This is a genomic window from Edaphobacter sp. HDX4 (assembly GCF_036877565.1).
GTDB lineage: Bacteria > Acidobacteriota > Terriglobia > Terriglobales > Acidobacteriaceae > Edaphobacter.
Genome location: NZ_JAEDXW010000014.1, coordinates 88,406 through 113,891, shown reverse-complemented (window position 1 = coordinate 113,891; position 25,486 = coordinate 88,406). Strand labels below are relative to the sequence as shown.

Below are 25,486 nucleotides of genomic sequence, written 5' to 3'. Positions count from 1 at the left end.
GTCGCAATGACCTAAGTACGATCACAGTGTTGCTCGAAACCGAAGGGGAAGGCTTTCTGGATAAGGCGAAAATTGTGAATTCTTCCGGTATTGATATCCACGATTGCTTTTAATGAAGGCGCGAGTTTAGGAGGGGCATGCGCGATACGCCGATGGTTCACGTATGGGTGGGGAGTGAAACCGGTCGATTCACGAAAAGGACGGCAAGTGTTGAGAGCTCAACCCGACCACGCTAGCAAGCGCCTGGATGGAGAGATCGTCTTCGAAGTGTATTTCGACGTACTCCCGGATTTGACGGTCTCTTGCGGGACCAAGCCCTCCGGACGGATACGCAGCATCGCCCTCGCGGGTGCAATAGGCACGCAAGAGTCTTACGCACATCGCGTTACCGCCGCATTCGCGACCAGGAATCCTGGTGTGCCGGTCTCTGATTCGAGATGCAAAGAACGAGCGAGCTCTTCGATCAGCACATCACGCACGAAATAGGTCGGGCGAAGTTCGAACCAGGATTGATTCAATAGTTCCTTTGCGCGTCTCTCCAACAGTTCTCGCAGATGTAGATGTGTAGAAGCGCCGCGCCCTTTGCCATAAGGTCTTATGCGGCACTCTGGAAGGAATAACCTTCACGGCTTTGCCAATAAGCTCTTTGCTCTGGTTCAAGTGCACACCGGAGCACCACCCCGTATGCATTTGGGCAAGTTCATGACCAACGGTGATTTGGACACAATCATGCGCATGCTCCCGCCAGGTGCTCTTTGGTTATTTTGCCGAGTAAACGCTAAAGCCCTCTCCGTCGAACCAATAATGATCGGTCGGGAGCGGATCTTCCGCACCAACCCGGATGATTCGTTGCTGCGATGCCTGAGTCACTTTTCCTAACCCCTTATGTGTTTTACTGCTTCCCGTTCGGAAGAATCCAAAACTACAAGCGAAAGCAAAGATACGTTGGGGACTTCCGGAAGCAAGACTGTACATGAGGTTGGCCGAAGCAATCAACGACCTTCACCTCGTCTACAAGGAGACGTAAAATGAGCACAGTAATTTCCCAAAAGGCGATCCCCACCGCAACCCTGACGCAAGAGGCGGAGATCTTTGAATACAGCAAGGCTGCAGATCCGATCTCTTCCGGAGCAACGCCGCGCGTTCCCATCAAGGTCTTCGGGCCGGATCTTTACGCTTCGGGCGCTACTCGCATCGTTCCGCTCGACCTGAGGAAAGAACTGAAGACCCCCTACCCCGTCACCGGCCCGAGTGTTCTCGCGAACTTCGTACGGATTAAGGCGGGAGAGTCTTTGGCAACTTCGTATGACGCCACCAGCGAGTTCTTCTACGTTATCAAGGGCTCTGGTCACACCGAAACGGAGAACGGCTCTATCAGCTGGAATGAGGGCGACATCTTCTCCCTCCCCGGCATGGCCGCAACACACTATGCGGATTCTGAGGCCGACTTCTACATGGTGAATGATTCGCCGTTGCTCGAGTACCTCGGTGTCGAGAAGTCCACAAATCGCTTTCAGCCTACTCTGTACACCCGCGCCAAGATCCTCGCAGAGTTGGAGAAGGCGAAGAACGATCCCAACGCCGGCAAGCGCAGCCGCGTGAGCGTCCTTCTCGCCAACAAGAACTTTGCTCAGACGATGACGATCACGCACACTCTCTGGGCGATGTTCGGTATCGTTTCGCCGGGGGCGCGCCAGCTTCCTCACCGTCATCAGTCTGTCGCCCTGGACTTTGTCGCAGACGCAAAGCCCGGTGTGTACACTCTGCTTGGGCCGGAGCTCGACGCCAAGGGAAACATCAAGAACGCGACGCGTGTCGATTGGGTTAAAGGCGCGGCCTTTGTTACGCCAGCGGGCTATTGGCACGAACACGTGAACGAATCTGGCGCTGATGCCTTCGTCATGCCGATTCAGGATGCTGGCCTGCACTCCTACCTGCGGACTCTCGACATCCAGTTCTATCTCGAAGACTAGTACCGCAACCGTCTCTCGAAGCTGTGGGCTGCCCGGCCCACAGCGCTTTTTCTTATTTCATTTGGAGTTGGTATGTCGGAACAGGTCCTTTGTAAAGTCTCAGAGCTTCCAGCTATCGGCCAAATGCGCAGGATCGTGCACCATGGCTCACCCTTGTGTGTAGCGAATGAAGATGGAGCGATTGCCGTACTAGACGATGTCTGCACTCACGATTGCGCGACTTCCCTCGCAGATGGGGAGATATGCGCCGGACGCATTCTCTGCCCAAGACATGGTTGGGCATTCGATCTAAGGACAGGAGAGCTCCCTCATCTGCCATCCCGCAGCGTTCAGGTTTACCAGATAACGATTGAAGCTGATGAAGTAAAGCTGCTTGAGTTTAAGCCAGAGAGAAGGGACGAGGCATGATCGTCCGTCCCAAAACGCATTGGTTTCGCACGCTGCTCATTTGGCGGGGCTCTATTGTTCGTGCGATTCTCCCCCAACTGATTCTGGTTCTCCTGATATCGAGCCTTGTCACCTGGGCACACGGCAGGATCAATGGTTATCCAGTTCCGCTCACAGCGATCCCTTTCACGCTCCTTGGCGTCTCGATTGCACTGTTCCTTGGATTTCGTAACAACGCAAGCTACGACCGCTATTGGGAAGGGAGGAGACTCTGGGGCACCATGCTCAATGTCACTCGATCCCTGGCTCGCCAGAGCCAGTCCCTTGTCCATCTTGAGCGGCATGACCCACGGATGTTGGAGTTTCTCGGACTGATTGCGGCAACGATCCACGGTCTTAAACATCAGCTGCGCAACACGGACCCGGGTCCGGATTATGAACGTTACCTCACGCCCGAACGCTGCGAAGAACTCAAATGCATGCGCTTGAAGCCGGCCGTCATTACGGTCTATATAGGTCGATGGATCGCGGCACGCCGGAAGGAAGGTCAGATAGGCGAATTCACAGCAGCCATGATGGATCAGACTACGGGCATTCTTTCAGACACCATCGGAGGATGTGAGCGGATTGCGAACACCCCCTTACCTTTCGCTTACAGCATCATGGTCCACCGTACCGTCTATCTCTACTGCCTCCTCCTGCCTTTCGGGTTGGTGAGTAGCATCGGACCAATGACGCCCATCCTCTCCGTCCTTATCGCCTACACCTTCCTTGCCCTTGAGGCTCTGGCCCAAGAAATTGAAGATCCCTTCGGTACAGAGGATAACGATCTGGCTCTCGGCTACATGTCGTGGTCAATCGAACAGTCGATACGTGAGATGTGCGGCGAACCGACATCCCCTGCACCGACTCCCATACGTGAATGGGTTCTCTTGTAGGTCGGCAGCAAACATCCACCAATCAACCACGAAGTAGAGGTCACATTATGAAACGCAGAACAATTCAAGCTGTAATCGCTCTTCTTATCCCGGCTTCAACACTGCTCGCACAGGACAGCTTCTATTCAAAATGGGAGTCTAGCGTCAACTCGATTCAATCAAGGCAGCCGGCAGTGCCAGTCCCGGTGGTAAGCCCCGACGCAGGACTCGTCCAACTCTTTCGCACAGATGTAGTCCGGCAGATCCTTCCAGGAGCTCACCCTCAGTGGATTTATGGCAACTCCAAAGGGGCCGATCTGATTCCATGGAAAAACACAGAAATCGACGTCAATGTTCCGCCCTATTTGCAGCATCACTCTCCGGTCACCCAGGACGGATTCGGAGATTTTTCTCTGCTTTACAAATACCGTCTGTTGAGCGGTGATGTGGAACACGGCGATTTTGTGGTGAGCGCGGCGCTGGCTGCCACCATTCCAACCGGTTCTTATAAGAACGGAAACGCCAAGGTTACGTTGACTCCGACGGTCTATGTGGCGAAGGGTTGGAAAAAGCTCTATTTCCAGTCGAACCTAGGCGGCTTGTTGCCCACCGAGAACGGCCAGAACATTGGGCGAAATGTTATTTGGAACTCCGTAGTGCAAGACCATGAGAAGAAAATCTTTTGGCCAGAACTGGAGGTGAACTCCACCTACTTTCACGGGGGACCGAACGATGGCAAGAGTCAGGTGTTCATCACCCCAGGTTTAATGGTGAGCAAATTTCGGCTCCAACCAAACCGTCAAAACCGTCTTGCCATTCTATTTGGCGGCGGATTTCAGATAGCAGCCTCTCAGTACCACGCATACAACCATGCAACGGTGCTGACAACCCGGATCGTATTCTGATAGACCGTTTTCTTCACCGCCTCACGTTTCATTCGCAGATACGATCCCTCGGAAACAGGAAAGAGTTTACGGGAGGATCACAATTCTCATCCAGCAAATGGTGCTCCGCTTGTCCCAACAGACCCTCATCGCAACGGGATCTCAATGGTCGTGCAGCACCAAATCAACTTCCAATTGGGGTCTGTCAATGCTGATTCTGCAGTCTATGATGGTTCTTCTCGTCTTCCAACTTGCCGGTGAACTAGTGAGCAAAGCGGTACATATTCCTATCCCTGGGCCGGTCTTGGGGATGGCTCTGCTGGCCGCTTGGTATCTCCTGCAAAATCGTGAACCCGAGAAACATATGGAACAGACTGTCAGTGGTCTTTTGGGGTGGCTGGGGCTTTTGTTTGTGCCCGCTGGCGTAGGCATCGTGGCAAACCTGGACTTGTTACGTGCTGCCTGGTTCCCGGTGACGATCGCTCTGACTGTGTCTACTCTAAGCACGCTGCTCATCACTGCAGCCGTCATGAGCCGCCTGAAAAGGGGGAGAGCATGAATCTATTTGGTCACCCATTCGGTATCTCGCCTGGAATCGTCCCGCTATTCGCCCTCGTTCTCACGATCGGAGCCTACCTGATAGGTCAGAGCATTCAAAAATGCGTCAACAAAGCCATCGCCAATCCAGTCTTGATCGCTGTCCTGATCATAGGCATCACTCTACGTGTGTGCCATATGACCTACGACAGTTATTTTTCAGGAGCCCAATTCATTCATTTCCTTCTCGGACCTGCGACGGTAGCATTGGCTATTCCACTAGCCCGTTCGCTGGACCACATGCGTCGAGGCTTTCTGCCAATGGTGGCTGCTCTTTTCTCGGGGTCAATCATAGGTCTGGCGAGCGGCTATGGCGTCGTAAGAATCCTGGGCGGGAGTCAGGTAATTGCACTCTCGATGGTCCCGCATTCGCTCACAACCCCCATTGCGATCGGGGTCTCGCAAAATATAGGTGGCATTCCGTCACTCTCGGCTGTTCTGGCGATTGCGGGGGGCATTCTTGTGGCGATCGGTGTGGATGCAATTCTCGGGTGGATGAACATTGAGGATCCTGCGGTCCGAGGGTTGGCGGCAGGTGTCGCCGGCAGCGGTGTGGGTGCATCTCGAGTAATTCCTCAGCACCCTGTGTCCGCTGCATTTGCCGGCGTCGCCATAGGGCTCAATGGCTTCATCACCGCGGTACTTGCTCCAGTGTTCATTGGGCTCTTGAAATACTTTGTACATCGATAGGAAGGAGAGCTTTCTGTTTGGTCAAAGTACACGGGGCTACAGTCACTCGGTTTCCCGCACTCCAACTCCGTCGCGCCTCGTCTGTCCTTGTCCCCTGACGGCCCGTGGCAAAGCGGGCTTGTGACCCCTTAGGCGGGTAGCATACGGTTGCGGTGCCCTGCATTGGGCATGAGGGATGAAGAACTTGTGAGCGTTGCGCAACACGCTTCAGCTCCTGACGAATCATCGCTGAGAGCCGAGCCTCAGAGCTTATACGGACGATTGATAATGATAAATCTCTGCAGGAGAAATCCTGATGGGAAATGCGGTCGGAAACATGTAAACAACCGAATGATCCACTTTGTAGTATCGAGGCCAGTCCATCGCTTTCTCGAAGGAATAGAGATGGGTCGGAGTCGAACATGAATCAAAGGCCAATTTTCTTCATCGTGGATGATGACAGCAGAGTTGGTAAATCGCTAGCGAAACTTCTTGCGCCAGTGGGTATGAATACGATTGTGTTTCACTTGGCTGCCGATTATATTGCTTTCCCAAAACCGAACGTAGTAGCGTGCCCGGCTTCTAGAGATCAATCTTCCCGCTGTCGATCGACTGACTTTGCAGCAGCGCATATCTGAGACAGATCACCGGCCCATCATTTTCCTGGCTGGATACGGGAGCATACCCTCAACCGTGCAAGCCATGAAAGCTTGCGCGATCGCTTTTCTTCCGAAGCGATTCATCAAGGAAGACTTGCTCCAGGAAATCAACGAGGCGTTCGAGAAGGACTCGCAGTCACGATTGACCCCGCCGAACTCTTCGAATTGCGGTTACGTCTTTCTAAACTTGCCCCTCACGAGAGAGAAGTGCTGCCTGGGTGATCGCCGAATATCTCAATAAGCAGGCGACAGCGGAACTCGACATCAGCGAGATCACATATCAGGTACGTCGGGGACAAGTCATGAAGAAGATGGGTGCACAATCAGTAGCTGATTTAGAGTTTATCCGTAAATAGAAGGGGTTTTCTCCACCACATGACGGCAGCGGCCAGTTATATCAGAGCCTGGTAGCTGGCCTCTGTCTTCTCGAAGCCATTCGGATTGCCAGCCTTTCGGCCAGCAGCGATCAGATTCTCGCAATTGTCATAGTACGGTTCGATCTCTTCATAGTTCACACCCCAATCACGAATGCGCATCATGATCCCCGATGTGAAGAAAGGCCTTGTCGGTGCCCATCGCGAGTCGACCGCTCACCTGCGAGCAAAAGCGGCTCAGAATATAGATGATGGGATCATACCCATCCGCTTCCTTAGTGGTGCAGCCAAGCAGAAGCGTCAGGTATTTACTACACGCTTGCAACAAGGATCAGTGCAACGGAAGATGCTCGTTACCCATCTTGAACAATCGAAGCAAATACAAGAGGGATGGGACGAGAAGTACGAGGCCAGAGCCTACTGCCGCGATCAGTGTCCACAGAACCGCCGGGGACGCCGCCGCATCATTGACTGTCATGTCGCCCTGGAGGAGATACGGGGCCTGAGACATTCCCCATCCCCAGAGAATGAAGGTGATCTGGAGCATCGCTGCTACTCGGGCGATCTTATACTTCCGTGCCAGCAGGCAGAGGAATGCCGTGCAGGCGAATACAGCGGTGGCGCCCTGAACAATCCAGACGATTGATGGCTTCAAGAGCCCACTGTAGATGTCAGGCGCACCGGTTCGGGCGGAAACAAACGTTGCGAGCGCCATCAGTGCGACGAGCAAGCCGGAGACCAGAGCCCTCCTTCTGAAGTCCTCCTGCAGCTGTACATCGGTCGATTCAACGGTCAGATACACAGCAGCAAGGAAGACAAACAATGAAAGGGAAAAGACACCTACCATCAAAGGGAACAAACCGAGCCATGGAGTTAGGAAGCCATTCTCGGAGATGCCTTGCTTGACTACGATGTTTCCAGACGAGATTGCCCCAACAATTACTCCGAGGCAGATGGGTGTGATCGTGCTGGCTACTGCGAAGATCATCCCCCAACGCTTCTGAGTGCGATAGTCCGCGGTGTGATAAGCCCGAAAAACGAAAGAGGATCCCCTCATCACGATGCCGATAATGATCGCTGTCAATGGTATATGCAGCGCTGTTGAGACTGCAGCAAATGCAGGCGGAAATCCGGCAAACAGCAACACGATGACCAGGATTAGCCAGACGTGATTGGCCTCCCAAACCGGCGCGATGGCATTCGCAATCAGCTCTCGCTGTTGCTGCTGGCGCGGTCCCCGGGCCAATAAATCCCATACTCCGCCACCGTAGTCAGCACCCCCGAAGAGCGCATAAAACGTTAGCGATACCATGAGAATAAGAGTGAGCAATACTGCGGGATTATGCATGTACGATTCCTTTACCAACCGCAAGCGCTTGGATTTCTTCGTCCTTGGGCGTCGCAATCACATGACGCGACATCAGCCAGATCACAACTGCGGACAATATCAAATACAGGCAAGTGAATAGGATCAGTGTTACGGGCAATCCCGGCATCGTAGTCACGGCATCGCTGGTCTTCATGATGTGATAAATGATCCAGGGTTGTCGTCCGGCCTCAGTCACAACCCATCCCGCTTCAAGTGCAATAAACCCCAGTGGGCTACACAACACAAGGACTTTGAGAAAGACTCGACTTTGCGTGAAAGCAGTGCGCCTCTTCCACACCAGCCATCCAGAAACGAGACCTATCAGGGCGAGCAGCGATCCAATAGCGACCATAATCTGAAAGGCAACATGAACAACCAGAACGTTCGGCCAATCGCTACGAGGGGTTTGATCCAAGCCGGCGACGACAGCTTTCGGCGAATGAAAAGCAAGGATGCTTAGTCCATACGGGATCTCAATCGCGCCCTTGGTCTGTCTCGTCTGAACATCTGGGATCCCCCCAATACGAAGAGGAGCACCGCCCCTCGTTTCGAAGTCACCTTCCATTGCTGCGAGCTTGGTCGGCTGATTGACTGCGGTTACACGGGCCAGGGCATCACCGCTGACAGCCTGGAAAACAGCTGCCGAGCCACCGAGCGCAAGTGCAATGGCGATGGCGCGACGGTGGAACTGGTTTGGTTTGCTTCGGAGCGCAAGCAGCGCGTGGATTCCAGCCGTAGCAAAGCCAGCAGCGCAATAGGAAGCCAGGATCATGTGGATTGCCTCAGGCGTGCCCGCAGGATTTCTGAGAGCCTTCCAGACGTTGATATCGACGAACTGACCGTTCAACAACCGAAAGCCCGTTGGCGTATTCATCCAGCCATTTACAAGGCATACGAAGAAGGCGGAGGCCAGTCCGCTTACTGCAACTACGATGCCCGAGAATAGGTGCGCTGCCGGTGAAGCCCTTCGCCAGCCGTAGAGGTAGATCCCCAAAAAGATCGCTTCGGTAAAGAACGCAAAGCCTTCAAGAGAAAACGGCATTCCAATCGCAGCCCCCGCCAGGCCCATGAATCTAGGCCACAGAAGCCCCATCTCAAATGACAGAACCGTTCCAGACACCGCGCCGATCGCGAACAGGATAGCAGTGCCCTTGGCCCAGCGTTTGGCAAGACAGAGGTAAACAGGATCTTTGGTGCGAAGCCACATGGCCTCCGCGAGCACCATCATGGGCGGCAATGCGACACCAATCACGGCGAAAATGATATGAAAGGCCAGGGATATGGCCATTTGTGTACGAGCTGCAAAAATATCGCTCATCGGTATCACCGTCTTCCTTCGGCATAAGCTCAAGCGTCACAGGCGGCTTCACGAGGGACACAAATGGGCCGCCCGCATAGCAGCACAATCTGGCTAGGCCTAGTCTCACCGGTTTGAACGATCGAAACTTCTCGATTCACCCTGATAGTTTCGAATTCTTATGGTCGCCTTGCGATCGCAGACCATTCTTGTAGTAATCCCACGATTCGCTTGAGCTATATTCAAGACTCGCCAGGCACCGAAGAGGCACCAAGGTCAGCGACCTAGAGCCGTGTCGATGAATCCTGCCTGGAGAGTTGCCAGCCCAAATTGGGTTGGAAGTCCAAGAGGCAAACGGGAGCGTTTTATGAGCAGGTCCGTATCCGAGATATCCATCGAGAAAGTGCGTGGCCACTCTTCCTACACGGCGACCGACACGCTTGCGGTCGAAGAACCTTTGGAAATCCAGCTTGGCTATGGACCATCCACTGCTCGGAAGATCAAATCTATCTCAGTGACAATGCGTACCCCGGGCTACGACTTCGAACTTGCAGCAGGATTTCTGATGACTGAAGGTGTCATTCGTGATGCGGCGGAGATTCAACAACTGGGCTATGCGCCGGAGGGAACGCAGGAAATCGCTGAGGAGCAAGTCAATGATGCGAACCTTCTCCCTTATCAGCCGAGAAGGAACATAGTCAGGGTCGAGCTGGAATCAGATGTAGCGGTAAGTCTTGCGCACCTCGAACGCAATTTCTACACAACCTCCAGTTGTGGCATATGCGGAAAGGCATCTCTGCTTGCACTGCAAAGCGTGTGCCCTCCGCGCGCTCGAAATGAGTTCTCCATCAGCGCCCCGGTTCTGTACGAGTTACCTCTTCGTCTGCGCGAGTCGCAAGCACTCTTCAGTAGCACGGGCGGCCTACATGGAGTCGGGTTATTCAATGAGGCAGGCCAGCTCATTACGATGCACGAGGACGTCGGGCGCCACAACGCGGTAGACAAGCTAATGGGCGCTGAGTTCCTCATAGAGCGCGTTCCGCTTCGCAACACTCTGCTGCTCCTCTCCGGGCGCGCCAGCTTCGAACTGTTGCAGAAAGCACTAATGGGTGGCGTATCCATGGTAGCCGCAGTCGGTGCCCCGTCCAGCCTTGCAGTTCACGTCGCGAAACGGTTTGACATCGCCCTGGTTGGGTTCCTGAGGGATGACCACTTCAACGTTTATCACGGAGCAGAACACATCTCTGGATTTCATTCATCTAATGAGGAAGGACCTCTATGAAATTACGAATCAAGGGCAACTCTCTGCGCCTTCGGGTATCGCGGTCGGAATTGGCTAGCTTTCTGCGAGGTGAGCGCGTTGAGGACACGGTCCACTTCGCCACAACGCCAGGTGCTCGTCTGACCTATGCCCTCGAGTGTGCTTCACTGCCAGTACCCGTGAAGGTTCGATATGAAGCCCAAAGCGTCACGATCCAGCTTTCCGAAGTACAGGCCAGTGTCTGGGGAGAAGAGACCGAGGTCGGGGTCTATACCTCAGTCGAAATTGGTGGTGGGTGCTCACTCGAAATAATTGTCGAGAAGGACTTCGCCTGCCTCGACCGCAGCGACGAGGACAACACCGACACCTTCGCGAATCCTCATTCGGAAGCGGTCTGCTGATTCCGTCGGCGGCAACGGTAGCGTCATGGCCACCCCATTCTTAAACAACCAGATATTCCCGGCATGTTAGCGACGATAGTCTCTGAAAGCCGGGGAGGGCTGCTCCCGAGGTCGGAACGAGGAAGTGGGACGTGCGATGAAGCATGCTTATCCGAACATGCATTACGCTCGGGTCGCTACCCTATCGTGGACGAACCTGGTTCAGGTGCATGACCACATGTTCTCGGAAGAGAATAAGGAGCTACTGAAATGGTTGGTTGTAAAGCTCAGTATTGCAGGCTTTGCAGTTCATCTACTTCTTGTGTTTTTCGCGCGAGCTCTACCGCACCCGCCGCCGTTACTGGCAGCGGTAGGAACCAACTATCTGTCGGTGATTACAACACCGTTCAATTTCATTCTGTTCTATGAAGTATTGACGTTGATTGCGGCCCTTCCCGCTTCAACCACACGCTCAATCGGAAATCAGTTTGAGATCGTGTCCCTCGTCTTCATCCGGGACGTCTTCAAAGATTTCTCGAATGCGGCCGAACCCAATTGGCTACAAGAGCACCCACATCAAGCGATACCGCTGATGTTTGACATGGGGGGCGGTTTGCTGATGTTTTTAATGGTTACAGTTTTTTAGCACGTGGCGTCTCGGCAGGCCCGCATGCCCCGAACGCCCGAACTAACGAAAGGGAGAGAAAGGTTCAGGGGGCAGAAGAAGGGCGTTGCGTTGGGGCTGACCTTCCTCCTACTCTCGCTGGCAGCGTACCATCTCATGCGGTTCACAGCCGCCGGTTGGAATGCGGCGCATACGGGTGATTGCAGGGATCTCATGTCATCGCGCTTCTTCTACAACGATCTCTTCACCGTGATGATTTTCACAGATGTTGTGATCCTCATTTTGTCGCTCGTCATATCGGGCCGGTATGAGATGGTCTTCCGCAACGCTGCATTCGTTGTATCTATCATTCTCATTCGCTTCTCGCTTACGGAAGGCCGTCCATACGGCGCAGCACTAGCGTTACTCTCCATGGTCTTCGGAATCCTGACGCTATTCGTATTTAACTATCACTCGTACCTCCGGGCATCAGAGGCGCTCGAGATGTCCGCAACCGATCATTGATGGTGCTGATGGCCGGCTTGTTGTCGATACAAGGTAACTCTGAGCGAAACTTTCCGGGGGTCATTCCCACCAACCTGCGAAAGAGCGTTATGAACTGGCTTTGGCTCGAAAATCCGCAGGCCATAGAGATCTCAACCAAAGACATCGCTCGGTCCGCCAACAGACGCTGAGCCCGTTCGACGCGACGATGGTTAACGTACTGATGGGGTGTAAATCCTGTCGAGTCTCGAAACAGCACTGCAAAGTGCTGTGGGCTCAGCCCTACTACCAGTGCCAGCGCTTGTATCGACAGATCGCGTTCAAGGTCCTTCTCAATGTACTCGCGAATGCGACGTTCCCTGGCAGGGCCCAATCCCCCCTGGAAATAGCCGATACTGTCGGGACGAATGCCGTACGATCTGAGCAAATGGACAGACAAGACGGCGATCACGGACTTCGCGAAGACATCATTTAAGGTGTTCGTCTCGCACTCAAGATAGAGGGCGCGGGCCAATTCCTCGATCAATAAATCACGAACCAGATAGTTGGGGGAGAGCTCGAATGAATCCTGGTGAAGCACTTGTCGTGAATAGTCACACAGTAGCTCCCGACCGAGGTAGATATGGATGAGATCTGCGCGTCTCTGCCAAAGCGTTCGATGGGGTTCACCGGCGGGAATCACCGACACCGCATTTCCAATGAACTCTTTGTGTTGCCTGAGCTTTCCTCCCGCCCGCCATTCCGCATGGATATGCGCTGGTTCCAATCCAACGGTGATTTGCACGCAATCATGCACATGCTCACTCCATGTGCTTCGCGGCTGCTTCGCGGTGTAAATACTGAATCCCTCTCCATCGAACCAGAAGTGGTTCGATGGAAGCGGATCCTCCGCTCCGACCAGAATCATGCGTTTTTCAACTGGCTGCTCCATAGCGTAGCGACCCCCGATCATTCCATTCTAAAGATTCCTAAATGAGACGAAGAACTGCAAATACGGCCGGTGGCTCATTGGAACAGACTAGCAGTTGAAATCGAGCGGGCCACTCCCGCAAGCGGAAACTCCAGTCCTATCTCGGGACTAAGCGCTAATCAACTGCACATTCACATATTGCGGCGGGACTCGAGAATCCCACTGCAATGAACCCGAAAGGATAAAACAATGAAAACCGCCGTCTGCTCACTAATCCTCGTGGCAGTCTTCGCAGGCGAACTACAGGCCAATGCTGCTTCTAACAAATCGTCGGGCAAAGGTCACTCGACTTGTCTCGTTGTTGTAGAGCCTTCCAAGCTCCCGGAACTCGCACAAAAGGACGGCGAGGCCCTGCTCCTGCATGAGACTGGTGATGGCCGGACGATCCTCTATGTGGAAGGTATCGGAGGAAAGAATCTGATAGCTCTCGATGTGACTGACCCGGCGACCGTCCGACCAATTGCAACAATGGCCCTCTCGGAGTCAGGGCCTTTCGACGTTGTGCAGAACCTGAATGCCGACTCTATACTCATACGCTACCGCGGCGAAGCTAATAACTATGCGCTTCTGAATGTCCGTAAGATCAACCATCCCACGATCGCTCTGCTGCCAACAAACGCGTACTCAGGAAGCCCCGAGAATATCGAGGTGATTGGCCAATCTGAATTGCTCTTCAAGTTTGCCTCCTACGCACCGCAACAGTCTACACCTATGCCGGAAGACTATGCGGTCCTAGATACGAGCGACCTGTCGAACCCGATCTTATTGACCACCGTGCATGGAGTAAAGCAGCATATCTCGAACAACCAAACAGGAACCGTCTTCCTGCTTTCCAGCGAAGGAATAACAATGGTTCGTCGGCCTTCCGCGGAGCAGACAGAGGTGAACTACAACTAACCACCCCGAAATAGCTCCTGAACAACAATCCAAAGGTTCGCAACTGCAGGCATATCGTCAGCGACATTTGCGAGTCTTTGGGTGTCACGCCACGCTCTCTCGGCTAGCTCTGAAAGTGAAGAAGCAAATGCTATAGAGCTGCAATGTGCTAGATTGCCCGACGGCCATCTCTAACAAAAACAGCAGAGCATCGGGCACGCTTTATCGTGGATACCAATGGACCGATCTCGGTAATTGGTCACAAATCCAAGCGTGACTGCTGCATCTCGTCGCCCGAAGGTATGACCGAGCCCTTAGGGGTCTATAACCAAGGCACAGCTTGAGACTCGATATCGAAATCGGTAAGATGCCAGGGCCTTCACGCAAAAGCGTGCGGTACTGTCCGGCAGACTTTGAACACCGATGAAGTGGATTTGCAGTTTAGGCTCAAGACGCGCAAGTGGTGAACTGGGTGTTAGCCTCCGATATGCACCATGCTGCGCGACGGTTTAAGAAAGCCGGGTTCGCCAATGTGGTGCCTCGCTTCCTTCATAATTACCGTGCGCCGGATGAAACTGGCCAGGTCGTTGTCGGTACCGCCACGTTGAAGGATTGCATAGAGGTCATGCTCAGATTGCGAGAAGAGGCAAGTCCGGATCTTTCCATCGGACGTCACTCGTATCCGGCTACACTCCCCACAGAAGGCTCGCGACACTGGCGCGATAATCCCGATCTCACCAATACCGTCATCGAAGGTGTAGCGAACCGCTGTTTCACCCGACGTGGTAGGGTCCAGTTTCACCAGTGGCCTTAGGCTCTCAAGTCGGGTTTTGACCTCCGAATATGAAACGACAGAATCGAGCGTCCACGAGCGGTCTTCGTCAAGTGGCATGAACTCGATGAATCGAACAACGACACCACGTTCTCGAGAAAATCGTGCGAACGGAACTATCTGGTCGTCGTTGAAACCACGTAAGAGTACGCAGTTCACCTTCACCGGTTCGAGGCCGGCGCGTTGTGCTGCCTGAATACCCTTGAGCACATGATCGAAACTGCCCGGAACACGCGTGATGCGCGCCGCAGTCTCGGCATCCACCGCATCCATGCTCACGGTAATGCGATTCAGACCCGCATCACGAAGTCGCCACGCCTGATCTTCAAGTAGATGTCCGTTCGTCGTTATTGCCAGATCCAACGGGCTCCGGTTGATCGTCCGCATACTTGCCAGCTCACTTATTAGGTCCGTCAACCCCCTTCGGAGAAGGGGTTCACCTCCTGTGAGCCGCACTTTCTCAATTCCAAGATCTACGAATGCCCTCACCATCCGCACGTACGCCGCAATCGGAAGTTCAGCATATTGGGCACCAACATTTCCAGTTCTGCAATAGACGCACCGATAGTTGCAACGATCGGTGATCGAAACGCGCAGGTCTGTAATGAGTCGTCCGTGCCGGTCCTGCAGACGTGACAAAGCGTCGGGACCGTCTTCAAGAACTGCAGCACTCGTAAATGAAGAGTGTTCCATATGCCTACACCTCAGATGCTTCTACGAACCCATAGGCGCTGAAAGCAGAGTCGTCTATGGTCAAACATTTTCCGCAAGCTGGATGGATCTCTACGCTAGATCTTGTCCGTCGGTGACTGATTGTCTGCAATACCCTTAATTCCCATCGCGAAACCCTCGAAGACCTTCTCCTAGGCCTTTCCCAATTCCGGGATCTTCTTCCCACCCAAGAAAAACAGAGCAACTCCGAGAACGACGATACGGCGGCTCGGACTAACAGATTTTTGAACATGGTGACTTTTCTCTCGTTCATCGACCGGCTCAATTTGTGCGCTTGTTCTGCACCCGCAGAGTCCGCCCGTACTTCAACGCAACAACAGACTTGCTATGAGTGTCGCAAGCACGATGGACGTGATTACGACATAGATACGATCGCGCTCAATCGCAAAACCGACGATCGAGAAAGCTACTCTGATGATCGGTGTGAGCAGGAGCATCATTATGCCTAGCTGCGCGATCGCAAGTCCGCGCAATGGTCGATCGCCACTGTGCGATTTCAACGCCGCCTGAACAATCTTAGCCGGGGAGGAATAAGGCGACTGGGTTCCCTCAAAAACGTGAAATGAAACAAGCTGTCCGCCATGCGTCGCAAGGAAGAGTACGCCGCCGAGGATTCCAGTAGCGCTCGCTGCTATCACACCGCTGCGAAGCGTCAATCCGATAATCCGCTGCAACTTCGTGCCCGTCATTCCGATGTTGGTCATATGCGCCCTCGTACACCGTGCGTGATCATCTGGATCGCGATGAAAGCCACTGCAATCGCGAAGATCCGACGTAAGGTCTTCACCGGCAAGTGGGGCAGAAGCTTCGCTCCGAGAGTGGAACCTACAAGAACGCCAAGCATAACGGGAAGCGCGATGACCGGATGGATATATCCCCGCTTGAGATAGATCGCGGCACTGGCAACCCCGGTTACCCCGATCATGAAACTGCTGGTCGCCGTGGATACTTTGAACGGGATCCCCATGATGCTGTCCATCGCAATTACTTTCAGGGCTCCCGACCCAATGCCCAGCATGCCGGAAACTACACCCGCCACATACATCAGGCCGAAGCCCGACTTGGCGCGTGATACTCGGTAGTCGATCGCCCCTTCCGCCGAGCGAAACACACCGCCCAGTTGAAGTTTATTGGCGAGGGGATCGTGCTGTTGCTCTCTGTTCTGTTGTCGTTTCGCCTGCACGACTTGCCAGGCGGAATGGAGGAGTACCAGTCCAAAGAGGATTGCCAGCGCATTAGTAGGCAGCTTGCTGGCAAGATATGCCCCACAGATCGCTCCAACGGTCGTCGCCATCTCGAGAAACATTCCAATTCGAATATTGGAGAGACCGTCACGGACATATGCCGCCGCGGCTCCAGAGGACGTGGCCACGACCGAAACTAAGCTCGCTCCGATTGCATAGCGAATGTCCACACCAAGCAGGAGGGTGAGGGCGGGAGTAACTACGATACCTCCGCCGAGGCCGGTTAACGCGCCCAGAAGGCCAGCCGATATCGAGATAACAAAAACGATTAGTGTGAATTCATGCGCAGTCATTGAGTGGCTTTCCGATCACCGCAAGCTTGATTCGATAAACGCCAACCTCCTGGCGTCCATATCGGTTGGCATCTAATTCCAATCAACCGGCGATGATGGGCTGTTTCTCGCTAGGAATCTTCTTCAGTCCGGATTCATCGAGATTCAGGTGAGCGGTCGCCATCTCTGGCGGCATGCGCCGAATCCAGTTATTCAAGGAGAAGTCCACAAAGTGCGATGACTTGAACATCTCCAAGAAGATGAGATCGGTATCTCCTGTGTTCTCTATATAGTGTCCGGCGACAGCTGGAACAAAGCCGACATCATTGGCATTGAAATCCATAGTGCGGGCCCTGCCTTCCGGCATGACGATCGTCATTCGGCCCTTGCCAGTAATCCAGAACTGCCATTCCGAAGCATTAGGGTGCCAGTGCAATTCGCGCATACCGCCGGGCTTGATCTTGACCAGGGCCGCAGCGATGCTGGTGCTAACAGGGAAGTTGGTCGAGTCCACTATACGTACTTCGCCGCCATCGCTCTGCACTTGCGGCTTCATGGATCCCATCCTGAACGTGTACTGCTGAGCCGACGCGACCCTGCTTCCTCCAATCGCAGCTCTGTCCGCGGCCAAAGATCTTGGCAGTTTCGACGGAAAGATATACAGATGCTCTTTTGGCAGCTTCGCAATATCGGCAGATGACAGATGCGAGTTTTTCTTTAGAATTTCAGGAGGAACATGGGCTACAAACTCCGAGAGCAGAAACGTCCCGTCTTCAGAGAAGCCGCCTTCATCGAATACGAGAAGGAATTGGCAACCGTCCGGACCAAGACCCTGAATTGAATGCGGGAACCCTGCTGGGAAGAACCACAGGTCTCCTTCGCTGACATCGTCGATAAACATAGTTCCGTCAGGATTCATGACGGTGATGCGAGCGCTGCCATACTCGATGAAAGCCCACTCGTCGGCGGTGTGCCAGTGCAACTCGCGAAAACTGCCGGCCGTCAAACGCATGTTCACACCGGCAATATCCTTGGAAGTTCCAAGCTCCCGCTGAGTAACCTGGTGTGTCCATCCACCCTCTTCGACACGTTTACGTGCGAGGTCAAACGAGAACCAGATCGGTCCAATATCCCCGTGATCGGTAGGTGGAGGAGTATTGGTGTGAGGGTTCAAGCCGAACAGTAGTTTGTTCTCGGGCCCAGGATCGCTTAAGGAGTGGTCATTCTCCGCTTTGGCGATATCCTCGTGAAGCTGCGCATTGGCTGTCAAACCTGAAATTGCAACCGTCGCCAACGCTGCTGAACCGACACCCAAAAAGCTCCGTCTCGATACTCCATCGGAAAACGGCTTGTCTTCATTCTGATCGCACACTTGCTTTCTCCCGCTCGTTCTTGTGCGCCGAGATGCTTCTGAGGCCGTCGCACTTTCACTATCCATTAGAGAGAGCAGAATGTGATAAGTCCAATCGTATTATTCGTATTCAGTAATTGATTGGGCCGATTACAGGTCTGTCACGAAATGCGAAGAATGATAGAGGTAGGTTCTCGGACCCTAATAACTGGCCTTGCAGATACTCCGAGCAAGCAAGACGAACGACTGAACGAGAGATGAGTCATCCCCGGCTCTGGTGGCGATTGCAATTTCAGAATGGCCAGCTGATTTCGGCAGTGGCTTGATTACGACACTATTTGGTTGAGCCAGCACGACCGATCGCGGCAGTATCGCTATTCCTCCTCCTGCCGCAACGAGAGCGATCGCAGTATACATTTCACCTGTCTCCTGAATGATGTTCGGACTGAATCCTTCGCGAGTGCACATCTGGACTACCGAATCAAAGAATCCTGGTGCCCAACGGCGACCGTATGCAACGAATAGTTCGTCTCGCAGCTGCGCTATCCGAAGTGTCTTGACGTTTGCGTATCGGTGTTCTTTCGGCAAGATGACTACGAATTCCTCGCGATGGATCACGGTAATATCCAATTGATCGTTCGATAATGGCAAGCGAATAAATCCGATGTCAATGGTCTTTCCAAGGAGGCCTTTCACCTGACTCACTGTTCTAAGATTGATCAGATCGAGACTGACTCCGGGACTCTGTCTCCTGTACTCGATAACGATGTTTGGAACGATTGCAAGCGCGGCCGAAGAAACGAAGCCTATCCTCAGCCGACCGATCTCGCCTCTTGCCGCTCTCTGAACGCGCTCCGCAGCTTTCCGCGTACGGGCAAGAATCGAGTTGGCATCTTCCAGAAATATCTTTCCGGCGTCTGTGAGTTTCACCATTCGGCGGTTTCGCTCAAACAACTGAACTCCAAGTTCTTCTTCTAGTTTCTGAATCTGGCCCGTCAATGCAGGCTGGGAGAGATGGAGTTGGTTCGCAGCCCGCACGAAACTCAGTTTGGAGGCCACAGCAACAAAAGATGTCAGATGCTTTAATTCCACGTCGCTCATCGCCTCGAGTTCTGATCCCTATCGTAGCAATGGCGTGGGTGCCGGCTCTTTATTGACACTTCTGCATGAGGGGACTTCTAGCCGGCGTCGGGCTGGCGGGGATGTTCCGGCAGTTCGAGTCCGGTTAGGCTGCTGCTTGCGCTTCTCCGCCCCTCAGCCAGTTCCCTGTCAAGAAAGCGGCCCAGCCTTATGGGCTTAACTATATATTGTCCAACTATTGAAGACTGCAAGGGTTGAAGTTACTCGCTCGAACCCATCCCTCATGTATCCGCTCCGAAGCGATCTAACGCGGGTGGGTCCTGAACGTCCCTATCAAGGGTCTGAGCCCCGGAGAAGTCCATCGTTCCCTGCGCATGGTAGACGTCAACAAATGAGAACGCAACCTGTGTAGGAGCAAGCAGCCTCACTAGGCGAGAAGGCCTTTGCTGCAAATGGCGAATCTTAGTTTTGAGCGGAGAGTACAGGTGAACCGGGGAGTACTTTTCCTCGGTGGCGTGGGCAGGACATCTTGGGTGAAGCATTGGCACCTCCAACGACTGTTCAGTCGTGATGTGTCCCGAACTTAGGTGCTTTGCCTTGCTGCCGTCCAATGAGATTGCAGATCCGCGTGATGCGTCTTACGCATGACGACCGCTCCTAGCGGAGCAATCGTTGATCGAATGGGTGGGAATACCGAGCGGTAATTCGCAACCTATTCATCTCTGGATGAATAGGGTTGATCAAATAGTTGCGACGTTCAGGAACCAGAACGCTGGGCACTTCCAAAAGAAGAGTTCTGTTCGATCGCAACCATTCGTCACCGGCGTTCCGGGTGCGGGCTAGGTCACTCCGCCACGCATCGCCGAGTATCTCGATATCGATCTGCTCAAGAGAAACTTGTTGAGCAGATTCGATCTTCAGAACCTGGAAGGTTTCGGGCCGGTCTTCGACGTCGATTTCCAGATGAACGAGGGTCTCGAGAAGAGCCGTGGAGGGGTCTTCGCTGCAGTAGACGATCGGGTGCCCTTTTGTATGCCATCTTCCTGAGACATACAGTCCGCCAATCCCCTCTAGGGAGGCGTAGTTGCTAACCCTCCAGAGGGTTATCCCACCCGTCATGCAAAGATGCCGTGATCCAGTTGGAGAAGCATCTCCTCAACGAGCCTTGCGCCCGCTTCCGTACGAAGCACTTCCATTGGGGTCCGTCCCTCAAACCGGCTCTTCGGCTTGCGCAGCCAACGGGCGGCTTTGGCATCCTCTCCGAAGATCTCTTCCGCCAAGGAGGCGATGCGCGCAATCCGCACAGCGCGGTCTGATTCCTCATGTGTCAGGGGCTCGCGTTTCGATCGCCGATGGACCAGCGTCCGCCGCGGCACAACATATCTATAGATCTCGTCGTCGCTGAGACCTGTCGAGGTCAGTGATTCGACGGAACTGAGAGGAAGCCGTTCTTCGACCAGACGGGCGATATCCTCATCTGATCGCAAGTCCTTGGCCCCGAGCTTGCGTTGGATTCGGCGGTAAAACACAGCCGGTTCACGCCGCTGGGGACTGACGGGCTCGGGAGTTTCGACTGGAACAGTAGCCTTGGCCACAACCACCTCCGCGCAACATGCTCACATTATATCGGCATTTGCCCCAAAATTCCCGAGTACTTGCTATGAGTCCCAATTCCCGCTGCCTCGGCTTTCCGTTCCTTCGCTGAGTGCCAAGCCCGAGAAATAGTGCCGTGTACGATCAACCCGGCAAGGCATTTCTTTTGATGCACTTCATTCCCTTTTAAGAGTCAGCAACTTACAAAATCGCACATTTCTATACAATCCGGAGGGATATAAAAATCGAATCCGCGCATGTTTGCATCCTGCGCCGCTGCGGTGATGCAACTGTTCGAAGTCAGCCCCGTGAGTGCCTGTTGGAGAATCGCGTCACCGTCCGGAAAATGAAACGTGGTCAGCGCATCAATCACAAGCATTGCTAGCGGAACTGGGGAAGGCCTCGTTTGGGCATGCTTCCGAGATCTCATACTTCTTCTGATGCCTTCCGCTGGTGCGGCGCATGCACGCACAACCTTCGCTCGGCTTAGCTAGCAGAGCGGGACAAAATGATCTGCCGAGCCATTCATTCAGAATAGCTAAACTGTTAAGGGGTGCTATCGCCTTCTTGACTTTATGCCTTGATGTCACAGAGACGAACAGGTGTCCGAAGGCTGTGGATGGGTGGCTTGGGTGAGTTGCGCCTGCGCATATCACAGGCCCAACCTATGGAAGTCATCCCCAAGGACGAATTCCGGCTTGAACGCGCTCAATGGAACTGGAGGCCTACAAATTGATTCACCGAGAAGAAATCGAAACTTCGATCCGGATAGAACCTGGCGTACTCACCCTGTATGCGGTTAGCGTAAAAGGTGAGCCCAATCAGATCAGTCTCTTCGAGACCCACGCCAGTCCCGCGGCCTATCAGGCTCATCTCCAATTGGAACACTTCAAGAAGTACGGGAGTGCGACTGCGACTATGGTGAAGTCCGTGCGGCTCATCGAAGCCGAACCGTTGGTGCTGGGAGCAAAGTAGAGGAGACCTATGCAATACGTGAGCCTTGGCCGAACCGGCCTTCAACTCTCGCGCCTTTGCCTTGGATGTATGAGCTTTGGCGATCCGAAGCGCCCCCCGCAGGCATGGTCACTGGATGAAGAAGCATCGCGCCCGTTCTTCAGGCAAGCGCTGGAGGCTGGAATCAACTTCTTCGAGACCGCAAACATCCACTGGGGCTGCAGTTCGGAATAGATCACGGGACGTGCACTGCGAGACATAGAGCATGATGATCGTCGTGATCTATTGCTTCTGCAAACACCAGTTCCGGTAATCCTAAAGATCGTTTCCTACTGCTTCAGGTGCGGCATGAGCCTCCACTCCACGAAGTCCTTTCCGGACAGAGAGCGCAGCAGGTCGTACGGGGCCTGCTCTGAAGGTTCACTGTGCAGCCAGCGATCTTGATCGCTGGGCGCAACAATCACGGGAATGCGGTTCAGGACGGTCGGCAACACGGTGCCAGCACGTGTACTAATCACGGCGAACGTCTCGATCGCGTGACCTTGATCGTTGCACCAGGTTTCCCAAATCCCGGCGATGCCGAAGATCTCTCCGGTATCGAGTTCCAGTGAACAGCAGGCTTCTGAACCCTCCGTCTCCGGGCAGATGTGAACCACATCTGCCGGAATTAGACAGCGACGACGCCGAAAGGCGCTACGAAAGCAAGAAGCACAGTTCAAGCTTTCCGCATGCGCTTCTTCGCGGTCCAAAGACCCGCTTTCGTCGTGAGCATACGACGGGATAAAGCCCAGACGCATCCATGCAAACTCATGACATCCTACGGGCGATTTACGGCGTAGAACGGGGTAATGCTGGTGACTGTATCGTGTGACTTTATCCTCGGTTTGACACGAAGATGGAGGAAGAGAAGCCCAGCAGGCTAGGTGCTCAATGCTGGCAGACAATTCAAAATCGAACATGGCGCACCACATGACGAATGGGGACCGCACGTTGCGGCGATCCCCTCATTGACGCTAGAGAGATTAGAACTTTACAAGGAACGCGAGCGTCACGCGATTCTCGCTATTCCGCAGATCTGGCGACCAGCCGGCCACAGTAGATCCTGGCACGCCCGTGTTTCCTCCCGGCGGTGTTACTCCTCCAGGACCGCTGAAGTAGGGGACGTTCGCCGCACGATGGTTGTACTCCAATCTGTAAGTGAAGTACTGGCTGGGCATGTAGTCTGCAGTCACGGAAGTGTCCCAAGCTTTGAACTGATCGCCCGGATTCTCTGTGAAGTACGGCGTACCAGATGCTGCAGTCGCACCATTGATTGGAGGCAGCAGGACGAGGTAGCGCCCCGGGTTGTTGATCCGACCTCCTCCGACGGTGACGGCGTAGCGATCTCTATCAAACCAGACACGGTTGTAGAGCATAAAGCCAAGGAAGCTCTGCTTCGGTCCATTCTTTCCATTGCCAAAACAGCTCACACCTCCGCCGGTTTCACAGCCAGCGTCCCCCGTGAGTGTGAAAGCCGCCTTCGTGATGCCGGTGCCTGGGCGATCGAAGTACTTGTACTCAACACTGTCATCCGTGTGATAGCGCGTCCTTCCGGTTACCCCAAGAGCATCGCGTCCAAGTGCGTACTGATTCCCGAGAATCGACCAACGTCCATTGGGTCTGTAGAGGATCTGACCTCCAATGCCTGGTCGATTGTTGAACTTCCCATAAGACTGCCAACCGTTCGTGAACCAAGGCTCGATCTTAAGTTTGGCTGTCGGAAACCACTGGACGCGGACACCATTGAAGAACCATGGGGTGTTCGACGACACATACGACGGCTGATAGGCCCAGTTGTCGAACTGGTAGTACGAGAACAGACCGACGTAGGACATAAAGATGCCCGCGTCCACGTTGATGCCGTGCTGCACATTGAAGTGATAGCCGCCGTAGGCTTCCGAAACGTAACGATACGCGTCCGCCAAATTCCACTGACCACGGGTGGGACTTGCGTCGTTACGTGGGGTGGTCTGGGAGTACAGCCCGAATTGGGTCATCAAGCGGGCACGTACATTGTCGTAGTGAAAGTCGCCACCAACACCGAATTGCGTTAGTTGCACCTCACCGGCGCGGAAGACCTCGCTGGAACCTGAGATCGTATCGTCCTGTGGGTGGCGAAAGTCGTAGGTATAGTTGACGTCAGATCGAATCTCCGGCGTGAAGAACTTTGTGGCGTAAGGAGTATCCTTGGTCCGAGCGTTGCCGTTCAACCAGGTAAAGTCCGCGTAGGAGAATGGCTCAGCGTGCGGGTCGTCGGCAATTGACAGATCCTCCTCGGAGACAGGATGCGCTGGCGCGCTAGCCTTCGCTGTGGTGTTGTGCTGTTCCGCAGGGTTCACTGCGTTTGCTCTCTTGATCTCGTCCAATTCCTTTTGAAGTGCATCGACACGCTTCTGCAAGTCGTCCGTCTGCGTGTGTTGCGGAATGTTGGCCTCCGCGGGCGACTGCGTCTGGCTAAACGCCGAACTGACCAGCGCGAGTGTTGCCAGAAAAGCGACTGCTACTTTGCCAGTCGTCTGGTCTTTTGTCTTGCGATTAACAATCACGGTGTTCTCATTTCTGACCCGCTATGCGGCATCATTCTTATTTCATCGCCTGATGGATAAGGAAGGCATGAAGACGGATCGCGAACAGCAAAGGGCGGAGCCTGAGCTCCGCCCTGCTACCTATTAGTTTGCATGCGATCAGTCGTTTAGAAGTCGAGCCGAAGCGCGAATTGTCCAGTTCTGTCTCCCGGGTTCTCTGCAGTTTGCGTTGAGGTAATTTGCCCGAAAGACGCGGGTGCTGAAACGTCCATCGCTGGAGCCGCGAAGTTCGAATGGTTGGGAAGATTTGTGAACGTCGCCTCGAAACGGAGCTTTAGCGACTCCCTTACGGCGAAGGTCTTCGCCAGTCCGCCTGCGATCGCGGTGGTTCCCGGGCCGACCAGGCTCCCTACGGAACAATTGCCGATCCTGCCTGCGGCGGGAACGGGGTTGAACGCACTAACGTTGAAGTAGTTGCCGAGCGTGCGATCGGCCGGAATGGGATTGCCAGTGCAATCCGGTCGTAAAGCGGCCCCGCGAAACACGAGGTTCAGGTTTGCAGTGTCGTAACTCGGGCTGGTGATCGGCGTGAGGTACGGACCAGTCTGCCAAAGCGAAACTGTGCTGATCTCCCAACCACCCAGCAACGCATCACCGAGCCGGTTCATCCCGCTGAAGAACTGCCTCTGCCGTCCGAAGGGCAGCTGATAGATCGCGGAAGCTACGATGCGATGGCGACGGGTTCCCACCACGTTCTGCAGGAACGGGCGACTTCTACCAGAATGTCAACTTGCACTTCAGTGACCCGCAAGCTGCTCAGTGGAACCTGACCATGGAGCGGCAAGTGATGAACGATCTCAGTCTGCGTGTGAGCTACGTTGGAATGAACTCCTATCGGATGGCCAGACCGTCGACCTCAACCAGCAGCACGCGAGCGTGACACCTAACGACTACAGCAGGCGCCCCTATCCCAACTGGGGCCGTATCCTCTCCAGCGAGAACGCAGGCAACGCAAACTACCAGGCGCTGCAAACGGAATTGAATCAGCGCATGAATCACGGGCTGCTTCTCCAAGTCAATCACACTTGGGCGAAGAACCTGAGCAATGCCGCTGGTGATGCACCATCGGTCTTCGCTCCCGAG

29 protein-coding genes and 1 pseudogene are annotated in these 25,486 nt (G+C 54.1%); 16 read left to right on the top strand and 14 right to left on the bottom strand.

The genetic code is table 11. The features are described 5' to 3' along the window. Nucleotides 1–1,028 precede the first annotated feature (1,028 nt). The 8 genes from JAO29_RS14560 to JAO29_RS23540 all read left to right on the top strand — a co-directional run bounded on the left by JAO29_RS14560 (nt 1,029) and on the right by JAO29_RS23540 (nt 6,442). Nucleotides 1,029–1,973 carry a cupin gene (locus JAO29_RS14560; RefSeq protein ID WP_334268970.1) on the top strand — a complete coding sequence of 315 codons (945 nt, stop codon included), beginning with the start codon at nt 1,029–1,031 and terminating at the stop codon, nt 1,971–1,973. 72 nt (nt 1,974–2,045) lie between these two features. After that, nucleotides 2,046–2,381, top strand: coding sequence for a Rieske (2Fe-2S) protein (locus tag JAO29_RS23550; protein ID WP_442886399.1), 336 nt, complete (start codon nt 2,046–2,048; stop codon nt 2,379–2,381). Next, nucleotides 2,378–3,298, top strand: coding sequence for a bestrophin family protein (locus JAO29_RS14555; protein WP_334268969.1), 921 nt, complete (start codon nt 2,378–2,380; stop codon nt 3,296–3,298). The genes JAO29_RS23550 and JAO29_RS14555 overlap by 4 nt, the downstream gene beginning before the upstream one ends. A gap of 47 nt (nt 3,299–3,345) precedes the next feature. Beyond that, nucleotides 3,346–4,182, top strand: coding sequence for a transporter (locus JAO29_RS14550; protein WP_334268968.1), 837 nt, complete (start codon nt 3,346–3,348; stop codon nt 4,180–4,182). 187 nt (nt 4,183–4,369) lie between these two features. Next, entirely contained in the window at nt 4,370–4,720 is a 351-nt protein-coding gene (locus JAO29_RS14545) for a CidA/LrgA family protein (protein WP_334268967.1), read from the top strand. Then, nucleotides 4,717–5,448 carry an LrgB family protein gene (locus JAO29_RS14540; RefSeq protein WP_334268966.1) on the top strand — a complete coding sequence of 244 codons (732 nt, stop codon included), beginning with the start codon at nt 4,717–4,719 and terminating at the stop codon, nt 5,446–5,448. Before JAO29_RS14545 ends, JAO29_RS14540 begins: the two co-directional genes overlap by 4 nt. Nucleotides 5,449–6,015: 567 nt before the next feature. Then, entirely contained in the window at nt 6,016–6,327 is a 312-nt protein-coding gene (locus JAO29_RS23545; RefSeq protein ID WP_442886402.1) for a hypothetical protein, read from the top strand. Further along, the gene (locus tag JAO29_RS23540) at nt 6,305–6,442 is read left to right on the top strand and encodes a LuxR C-terminal-related transcriptional regulator (RefSeq protein WP_442886398.1); all 138 of its coding nucleotides are present in this window, start codon (nt 6,305–6,307) and stop codon (nt 6,440–6,442) included. The genes JAO29_RS23545 and JAO29_RS23540 overlap by 23 nt, the downstream gene beginning before the upstream one ends. 36 nt (nt 6,443–6,478) lie before the next feature. On the opposite strand, the gene JAO29_RS14535 is transcribed toward JAO29_RS23540, so the two are convergent. From JAO29_RS14535 to JAO29_RS14525, 3 genes are all read right to left on the bottom strand, one after another. Further along, nucleotides 6,479–6,625 carry a hypothetical protein gene (locus JAO29_RS14535; RefSeq protein ID WP_334268965.1) on the bottom strand — a complete coding sequence of 49 codons (147 nt, stop codon included), beginning with the start codon at nt 6,623–6,625 and terminating at the stop codon, nt 6,479–6,481. 166 nt (nt 6,626–6,791) lie between these two features. Beyond that, nucleotides 6,792–7,808 (bottom strand): cytochrome d ubiquinol oxidase subunit II, encoded by a 1,017-nt coding sequence (locus JAO29_RS14530; protein WP_334268964.1) that lies wholly within the window; start codon nt 7,806–7,808, stop codon nt 6,792–6,794. Beyond that, entirely contained in the window at nt 7,801–9,147 is a 1,347-nt protein-coding gene (locus JAO29_RS14525) for a cytochrome ubiquinol oxidase subunit I (protein WP_334268963.1), read from the bottom strand. The genes JAO29_RS14530 and JAO29_RS14525 overlap by 8 nt, the downstream gene beginning before the upstream one ends. A gap of 346 nt (nt 9,148–9,493) precedes the next feature. Here JAO29_RS14525 and fdhD point away from each other — a divergent pair, with 346 nt between their 5' ends. The 4 genes from fdhD to JAO29_RS14505 all read left to right on the top strand — a co-directional run bounded on the left by fdhD (nt 9,494) and on the right by JAO29_RS14505 (nt 11,896). Continuing rightward, nucleotides 9,494–10,408 (top strand): formate dehydrogenase accessory sulfurtransferase FdhD, encoded by a 915-nt coding sequence (gene fdhD / locus JAO29_RS14520; protein ID WP_334268962.1) that lies wholly within the window; start codon nt 9,494–9,496, stop codon nt 10,406–10,408. Then, on the top strand, nt 10,405–10,788 hold the full coding sequence (locus tag JAO29_RS14515) for a DUF7009 family protein (protein WP_334268961.1): 384 nt from the start codon (nt 10,405–10,407) through the stop codon (nt 10,786–10,788). The genes fdhD and JAO29_RS14515 overlap by 4 nt, the downstream gene beginning before the upstream one ends. 136 nt (nt 10,789–10,924) lie before the next feature. Further along, the gene (locus tag JAO29_RS14510; RefSeq protein ID WP_334268960.1) at nt 10,925–11,413 is read left to right on the top strand and encodes a hypothetical protein; all 489 of its coding nucleotides are present in this window, start codon (nt 10,925–10,927) and stop codon (nt 11,411–11,413) included. 24 nt (nt 11,414–11,437) lie between these two features. Further along, complete coding sequence (locus tag JAO29_RS14505; RefSeq protein WP_334268959.1) at nt 11,438–11,896, top strand: hypothetical protein; 459 nt, start codon at nt 11,438–11,440, stop codon at nt 11,894–11,896. Here JAO29_RS14505 and JAO29_RS14500 read toward each other — a convergent pair. After that, complete coding sequence (locus tag JAO29_RS14500; RefSeq protein ID WP_334268958.1) at nt 11,835–12,782, bottom strand: helix-turn-helix transcriptional regulator; 948 nt, start codon at nt 12,780–12,782, stop codon at nt 11,835–11,837. The genes JAO29_RS14505 and JAO29_RS14500 overlap by 62 nt on opposite strands. Before the next feature lie 252 nt (nt 12,783–13,034). Between JAO29_RS14500 and JAO29_RS14495 the strand changes: the two genes are divergently transcribed. After that, a complete protein-coding gene (locus tag JAO29_RS14495) occupies nt 13,035–13,742 on the top strand; it encodes a hypothetical protein (protein ID WP_334268957.1) in 708 nt (235 codons plus the stop codon). Between the two features lie 454 nt (nt 13,743–14,196). On the opposite strand, the gene moaA is transcribed toward JAO29_RS14495, so the two are convergent. The 7 genes from moaA to parS all read right to left on the bottom strand — a co-directional run bounded on the left by moaA (nt 14,197) and on the right by parS (nt 20,827). Continuing rightward, nucleotides 14,197–15,246 carry a GTP 3',8-cyclase MoaA gene (gene moaA / locus JAO29_RS14490; RefSeq protein WP_334268956.1) on the bottom strand — a complete coding sequence of 350 codons (1,050 nt, stop codon included), beginning with the start codon at nt 15,244–15,246 and terminating at the stop codon, nt 14,197–14,199. 344 nt (nt 15,247–15,590) lie between these two features. Beyond that, complete coding sequence (locus tag JAO29_RS14485; protein ID WP_334268955.1) at nt 15,591–15,989, bottom strand: DUF1634 domain-containing protein; 399 nt, start codon at nt 15,987–15,989, stop codon at nt 15,591–15,593. Next, nucleotides 15,986–16,822: a sulfite exporter TauE/SafE family protein gene (locus JAO29_RS14480; RefSeq protein WP_334268954.1), complete on the bottom strand. Its 837-nt coding sequence runs from the start codon at nt 16,820–16,822 to the stop codon at nt 15,986–15,988. Before JAO29_RS14480 ends, JAO29_RS14485 begins: the two co-directional genes overlap by 4 nt. Before the next feature lie 82 nt (nt 16,823–16,904). Next, entirely contained in the window at nt 16,905–18,173 is a 1,269-nt protein-coding gene (locus JAO29_RS14475; protein WP_334268953.1) for a cupin domain-containing protein, read from the bottom strand. A gap of 180 nt (nt 18,174–18,353) precedes the next feature. Continuing rightward, the gene (locus JAO29_RS14470; protein ID WP_334268952.1) at nt 18,354–19,253 is read right to left on the bottom strand and encodes a LysR family transcriptional regulator; all 900 of its coding nucleotides are present in this window, start codon (nt 19,251–19,253) and stop codon (nt 18,354–18,356) included. A gap of 636 nt (nt 19,254–19,889) precedes the next feature. Then, nucleotides 19,890–20,351 carry an RES family NAD+ phosphorylase gene (locus JAO29_RS14465; protein WP_334268951.1) on the bottom strand — a complete coding sequence of 154 codons (462 nt, stop codon included), beginning with the start codon at nt 20,349–20,351 and terminating at the stop codon, nt 19,890–19,892. Continuing rightward, nucleotides 20,348–20,827: a type II RES/Xre toxin-antitoxin system antitoxin gene (gene parS, locus JAO29_RS14460; RefSeq protein ID WP_334268950.1), complete on the bottom strand. Its 480-nt coding sequence runs from the start codon at nt 20,825–20,827 to the stop codon at nt 20,348–20,350. Before parS ends, JAO29_RS14465 begins: the two co-directional genes overlap by 4 nt. Nucleotides 20,828–21,557: 730 nt before the next feature. On the opposite strand from parS, the gene JAO29_RS14455 reads away from it, so the two are divergent. Together JAO29_RS14455 and JAO29_RS14450 are read left to right on the top strand one after the other, a co-directional pair. Then, the gene (locus tag JAO29_RS14455) at nt 21,558–21,800 is read left to right on the top strand and encodes a putative quinol monooxygenase (protein WP_334268949.1); all 243 of its coding nucleotides are present in this window, start codon (nt 21,558–21,560) and stop codon (nt 21,798–21,800) included. A gap of 9 nt (nt 21,801–21,809) precedes the next feature. Then, nucleotides 21,810–22,013 carry an aldo/keto reductase gene (locus tag JAO29_RS14450; protein WP_334268948.1) on the top strand — a complete coding sequence of 68 codons (204 nt, stop codon included), beginning with the start codon at nt 21,810–21,812 and terminating at the stop codon, nt 22,011–22,013. A 95-nt stretch (nt 22,014–22,108) separates the two neighbouring features. Here JAO29_RS14450 and JAO29_RS14445 read toward each other — a convergent pair whose 3' ends face one another. The 3 genes from JAO29_RS14445 to JAO29_RS14435 form a co-directional block, all read right to left on the bottom strand. Continuing rightward, nucleotides 22,109–22,738, bottom strand: a complete 630-nt coding sequence (locus JAO29_RS14445; RefSeq protein WP_334268947.1) for an SOS response-associated peptidase family protein — start codon at nt 22,736–22,738, stop codon at nt 22,109–22,111. Between the two features lie 63 nt (nt 22,739–22,801). Continuing rightward, the gene (locus tag JAO29_RS14440; RefSeq protein WP_334268946.1) at nt 22,802–24,364 is read right to left on the bottom strand and encodes an outer membrane beta-barrel protein; all 1,563 of its coding nucleotides are present in this window, start codon (nt 24,362–24,364) and stop codon (nt 22,802–22,804) included. A gap of 146 nt (nt 24,365–24,510) precedes the next feature. Continuing rightward, entirely contained in the window at nt 24,511–25,092 is a 582-nt protein-coding gene (locus tag JAO29_RS14435; protein WP_334268945.1) for a hypothetical protein, read from the bottom strand. Nucleotides 25,093–25,133: 41 nt separating this feature from the next. Between JAO29_RS14435 and JAO29_RS14430 the strand changes: the two are divergent. Further along, a pseudogene (locus JAO29_RS14430) lies at nt 25,134–25,486 on the top strand (carboxypeptidase regulatory-like domain-containing protein); the annotation flags it as partial.

Bases quoted from the DNA above. Each gene is read 5' to 3' on its own strand.
- JAO29_RS14560 (WP_334268970.1), top strand. From the start codon at position 1,029: ATGAGCACAGTAATTTCCCAAAAGGCGATCCCCACCGCAACCCTGACG.
- JAO29_RS23550 (WP_442886399.1), top strand. From the start codon at position 2,046: ATGTCGGAACAGGTCCTTTGTAAAGTCTCAGAGCTTCCAGCTATCGGC.
- JAO29_RS14555 (WP_334268969.1), top strand. From the start codon at position 2,378: ATGATCGTCCGTCCCAAAACGCATTGGTTTCGCACGCTGCTCATTTGG.
- JAO29_RS14550 (WP_334268968.1), top strand. From the start codon at position 3,346: ATGAAACGCAGAACAATTCAAGCTGTAATCGCTCTTCTTATCCCGGCT.
- JAO29_RS14545 (WP_334268967.1), top strand. From the start codon at position 4,370: ATGCTGATTCTGCAGTCTATGATGGTTCTTCTCGTCTTCCAACTTGCC.
- JAO29_RS14540 (WP_334268966.1), top strand. From the start codon at position 4,717: ATGAATCTATTTGGTCACCCATTCGGTATCTCGCCTGGAATCGTCCCG.
- JAO29_RS14535 (WP_334268965.1), bottom strand. From the start codon at position 6,625: ATGATGCGCATTCGTGATTGGGGTGTGAACTATGAAGAGATCGAACCG.
- JAO29_RS14530 (WP_334268964.1), bottom strand. From the start codon at position 7,808: ATGCATAATCCCGCAGTATTGCTCACTCTTATTCTCATGGTATCGCTA.
- JAO29_RS14525 (WP_334268963.1), bottom strand. From the start codon at position 9,147: ATGAGCGATATTTTTGCAGCTCGTACACAAATGGCCATATCCCTGGCC.
- fdhD (WP_334268962.1), top strand. From the start codon at position 9,494: ATGAGCAGGTCCGTATCCGAGATATCCATCGAGAAAGTGCGTGGCCAC.
- JAO29_RS14515 (WP_334268961.1), top strand. From the start codon at position 10,405: ATGAAATTACGAATCAAGGGCAACTCTCTGCGCCTTCGGGTATCGCGG.
- JAO29_RS14510 (WP_334268960.1), top strand. From the start codon at position 10,925: ATGAAGCATGCTTATCCGAACATGCATTACGCTCGGGTCGCTACCCTA.
- JAO29_RS14505 (WP_334268959.1), top strand. From the start codon at position 11,438: ATGCCCCGAACGCCCGAACTAACGAAAGGGAGAGAAAGGTTCAGGGGG.
- JAO29_RS14500 (WP_334268958.1), bottom strand. From the start codon at position 12,782: ATGATTCTGGTCGGAGCGGAGGATCCGCTTCCATCGAACCACTTCTGG.
- JAO29_RS14495 (WP_334268957.1), top strand. From the start codon at position 13,035: ATGAAAACCGCCGTCTGCTCACTAATCCTCGTGGCAGTCTTCGCAGGC.
- moaA (WP_334268956.1), bottom strand. From the start codon at position 15,246: ATGGAACACTCTTCATTTACGAGTGCTGCAGTTCTTGAAGACGGTCCC.
- JAO29_RS14485 (WP_334268955.1), bottom strand. From the start codon at position 15,989: ATGACCAACATCGGAATGACGGGCACGAAGTTGCAGCGGATTATCGGA.
- JAO29_RS14480 (WP_334268954.1), bottom strand. From the start codon at position 16,822: ATGACTGCGCATGAATTCACACTAATCGTTTTTGTTATCTCGATATCG.
- JAO29_RS14470 (WP_334268952.1), bottom strand. From the start codon at position 19,253: ATGAGCGACGTGGAATTAAAGCATCTGACATCTTTTGTTGCTGTGGCC.
- JAO29_RS14465 (WP_334268951.1), bottom strand. From the start codon at position 20,351: ATGACGGGTGGGATAACCCTCTGGAGGGTTAGCAACTACGCCTCCCTA.
- JAO29_RS14450 (WP_334268948.1), top strand. From the start codon at position 21,810: ATGCAATACGTGAGCCTTGGCCGAACCGGCCTTCAACTCTCGCGCCTT.
- JAO29_RS14445 (WP_334268947.1), bottom strand. From the start codon at position 22,738: ATGTTCGATTTTGAATTGTCTGCCAGCATTGAGCACCTAGCCTGCTGG.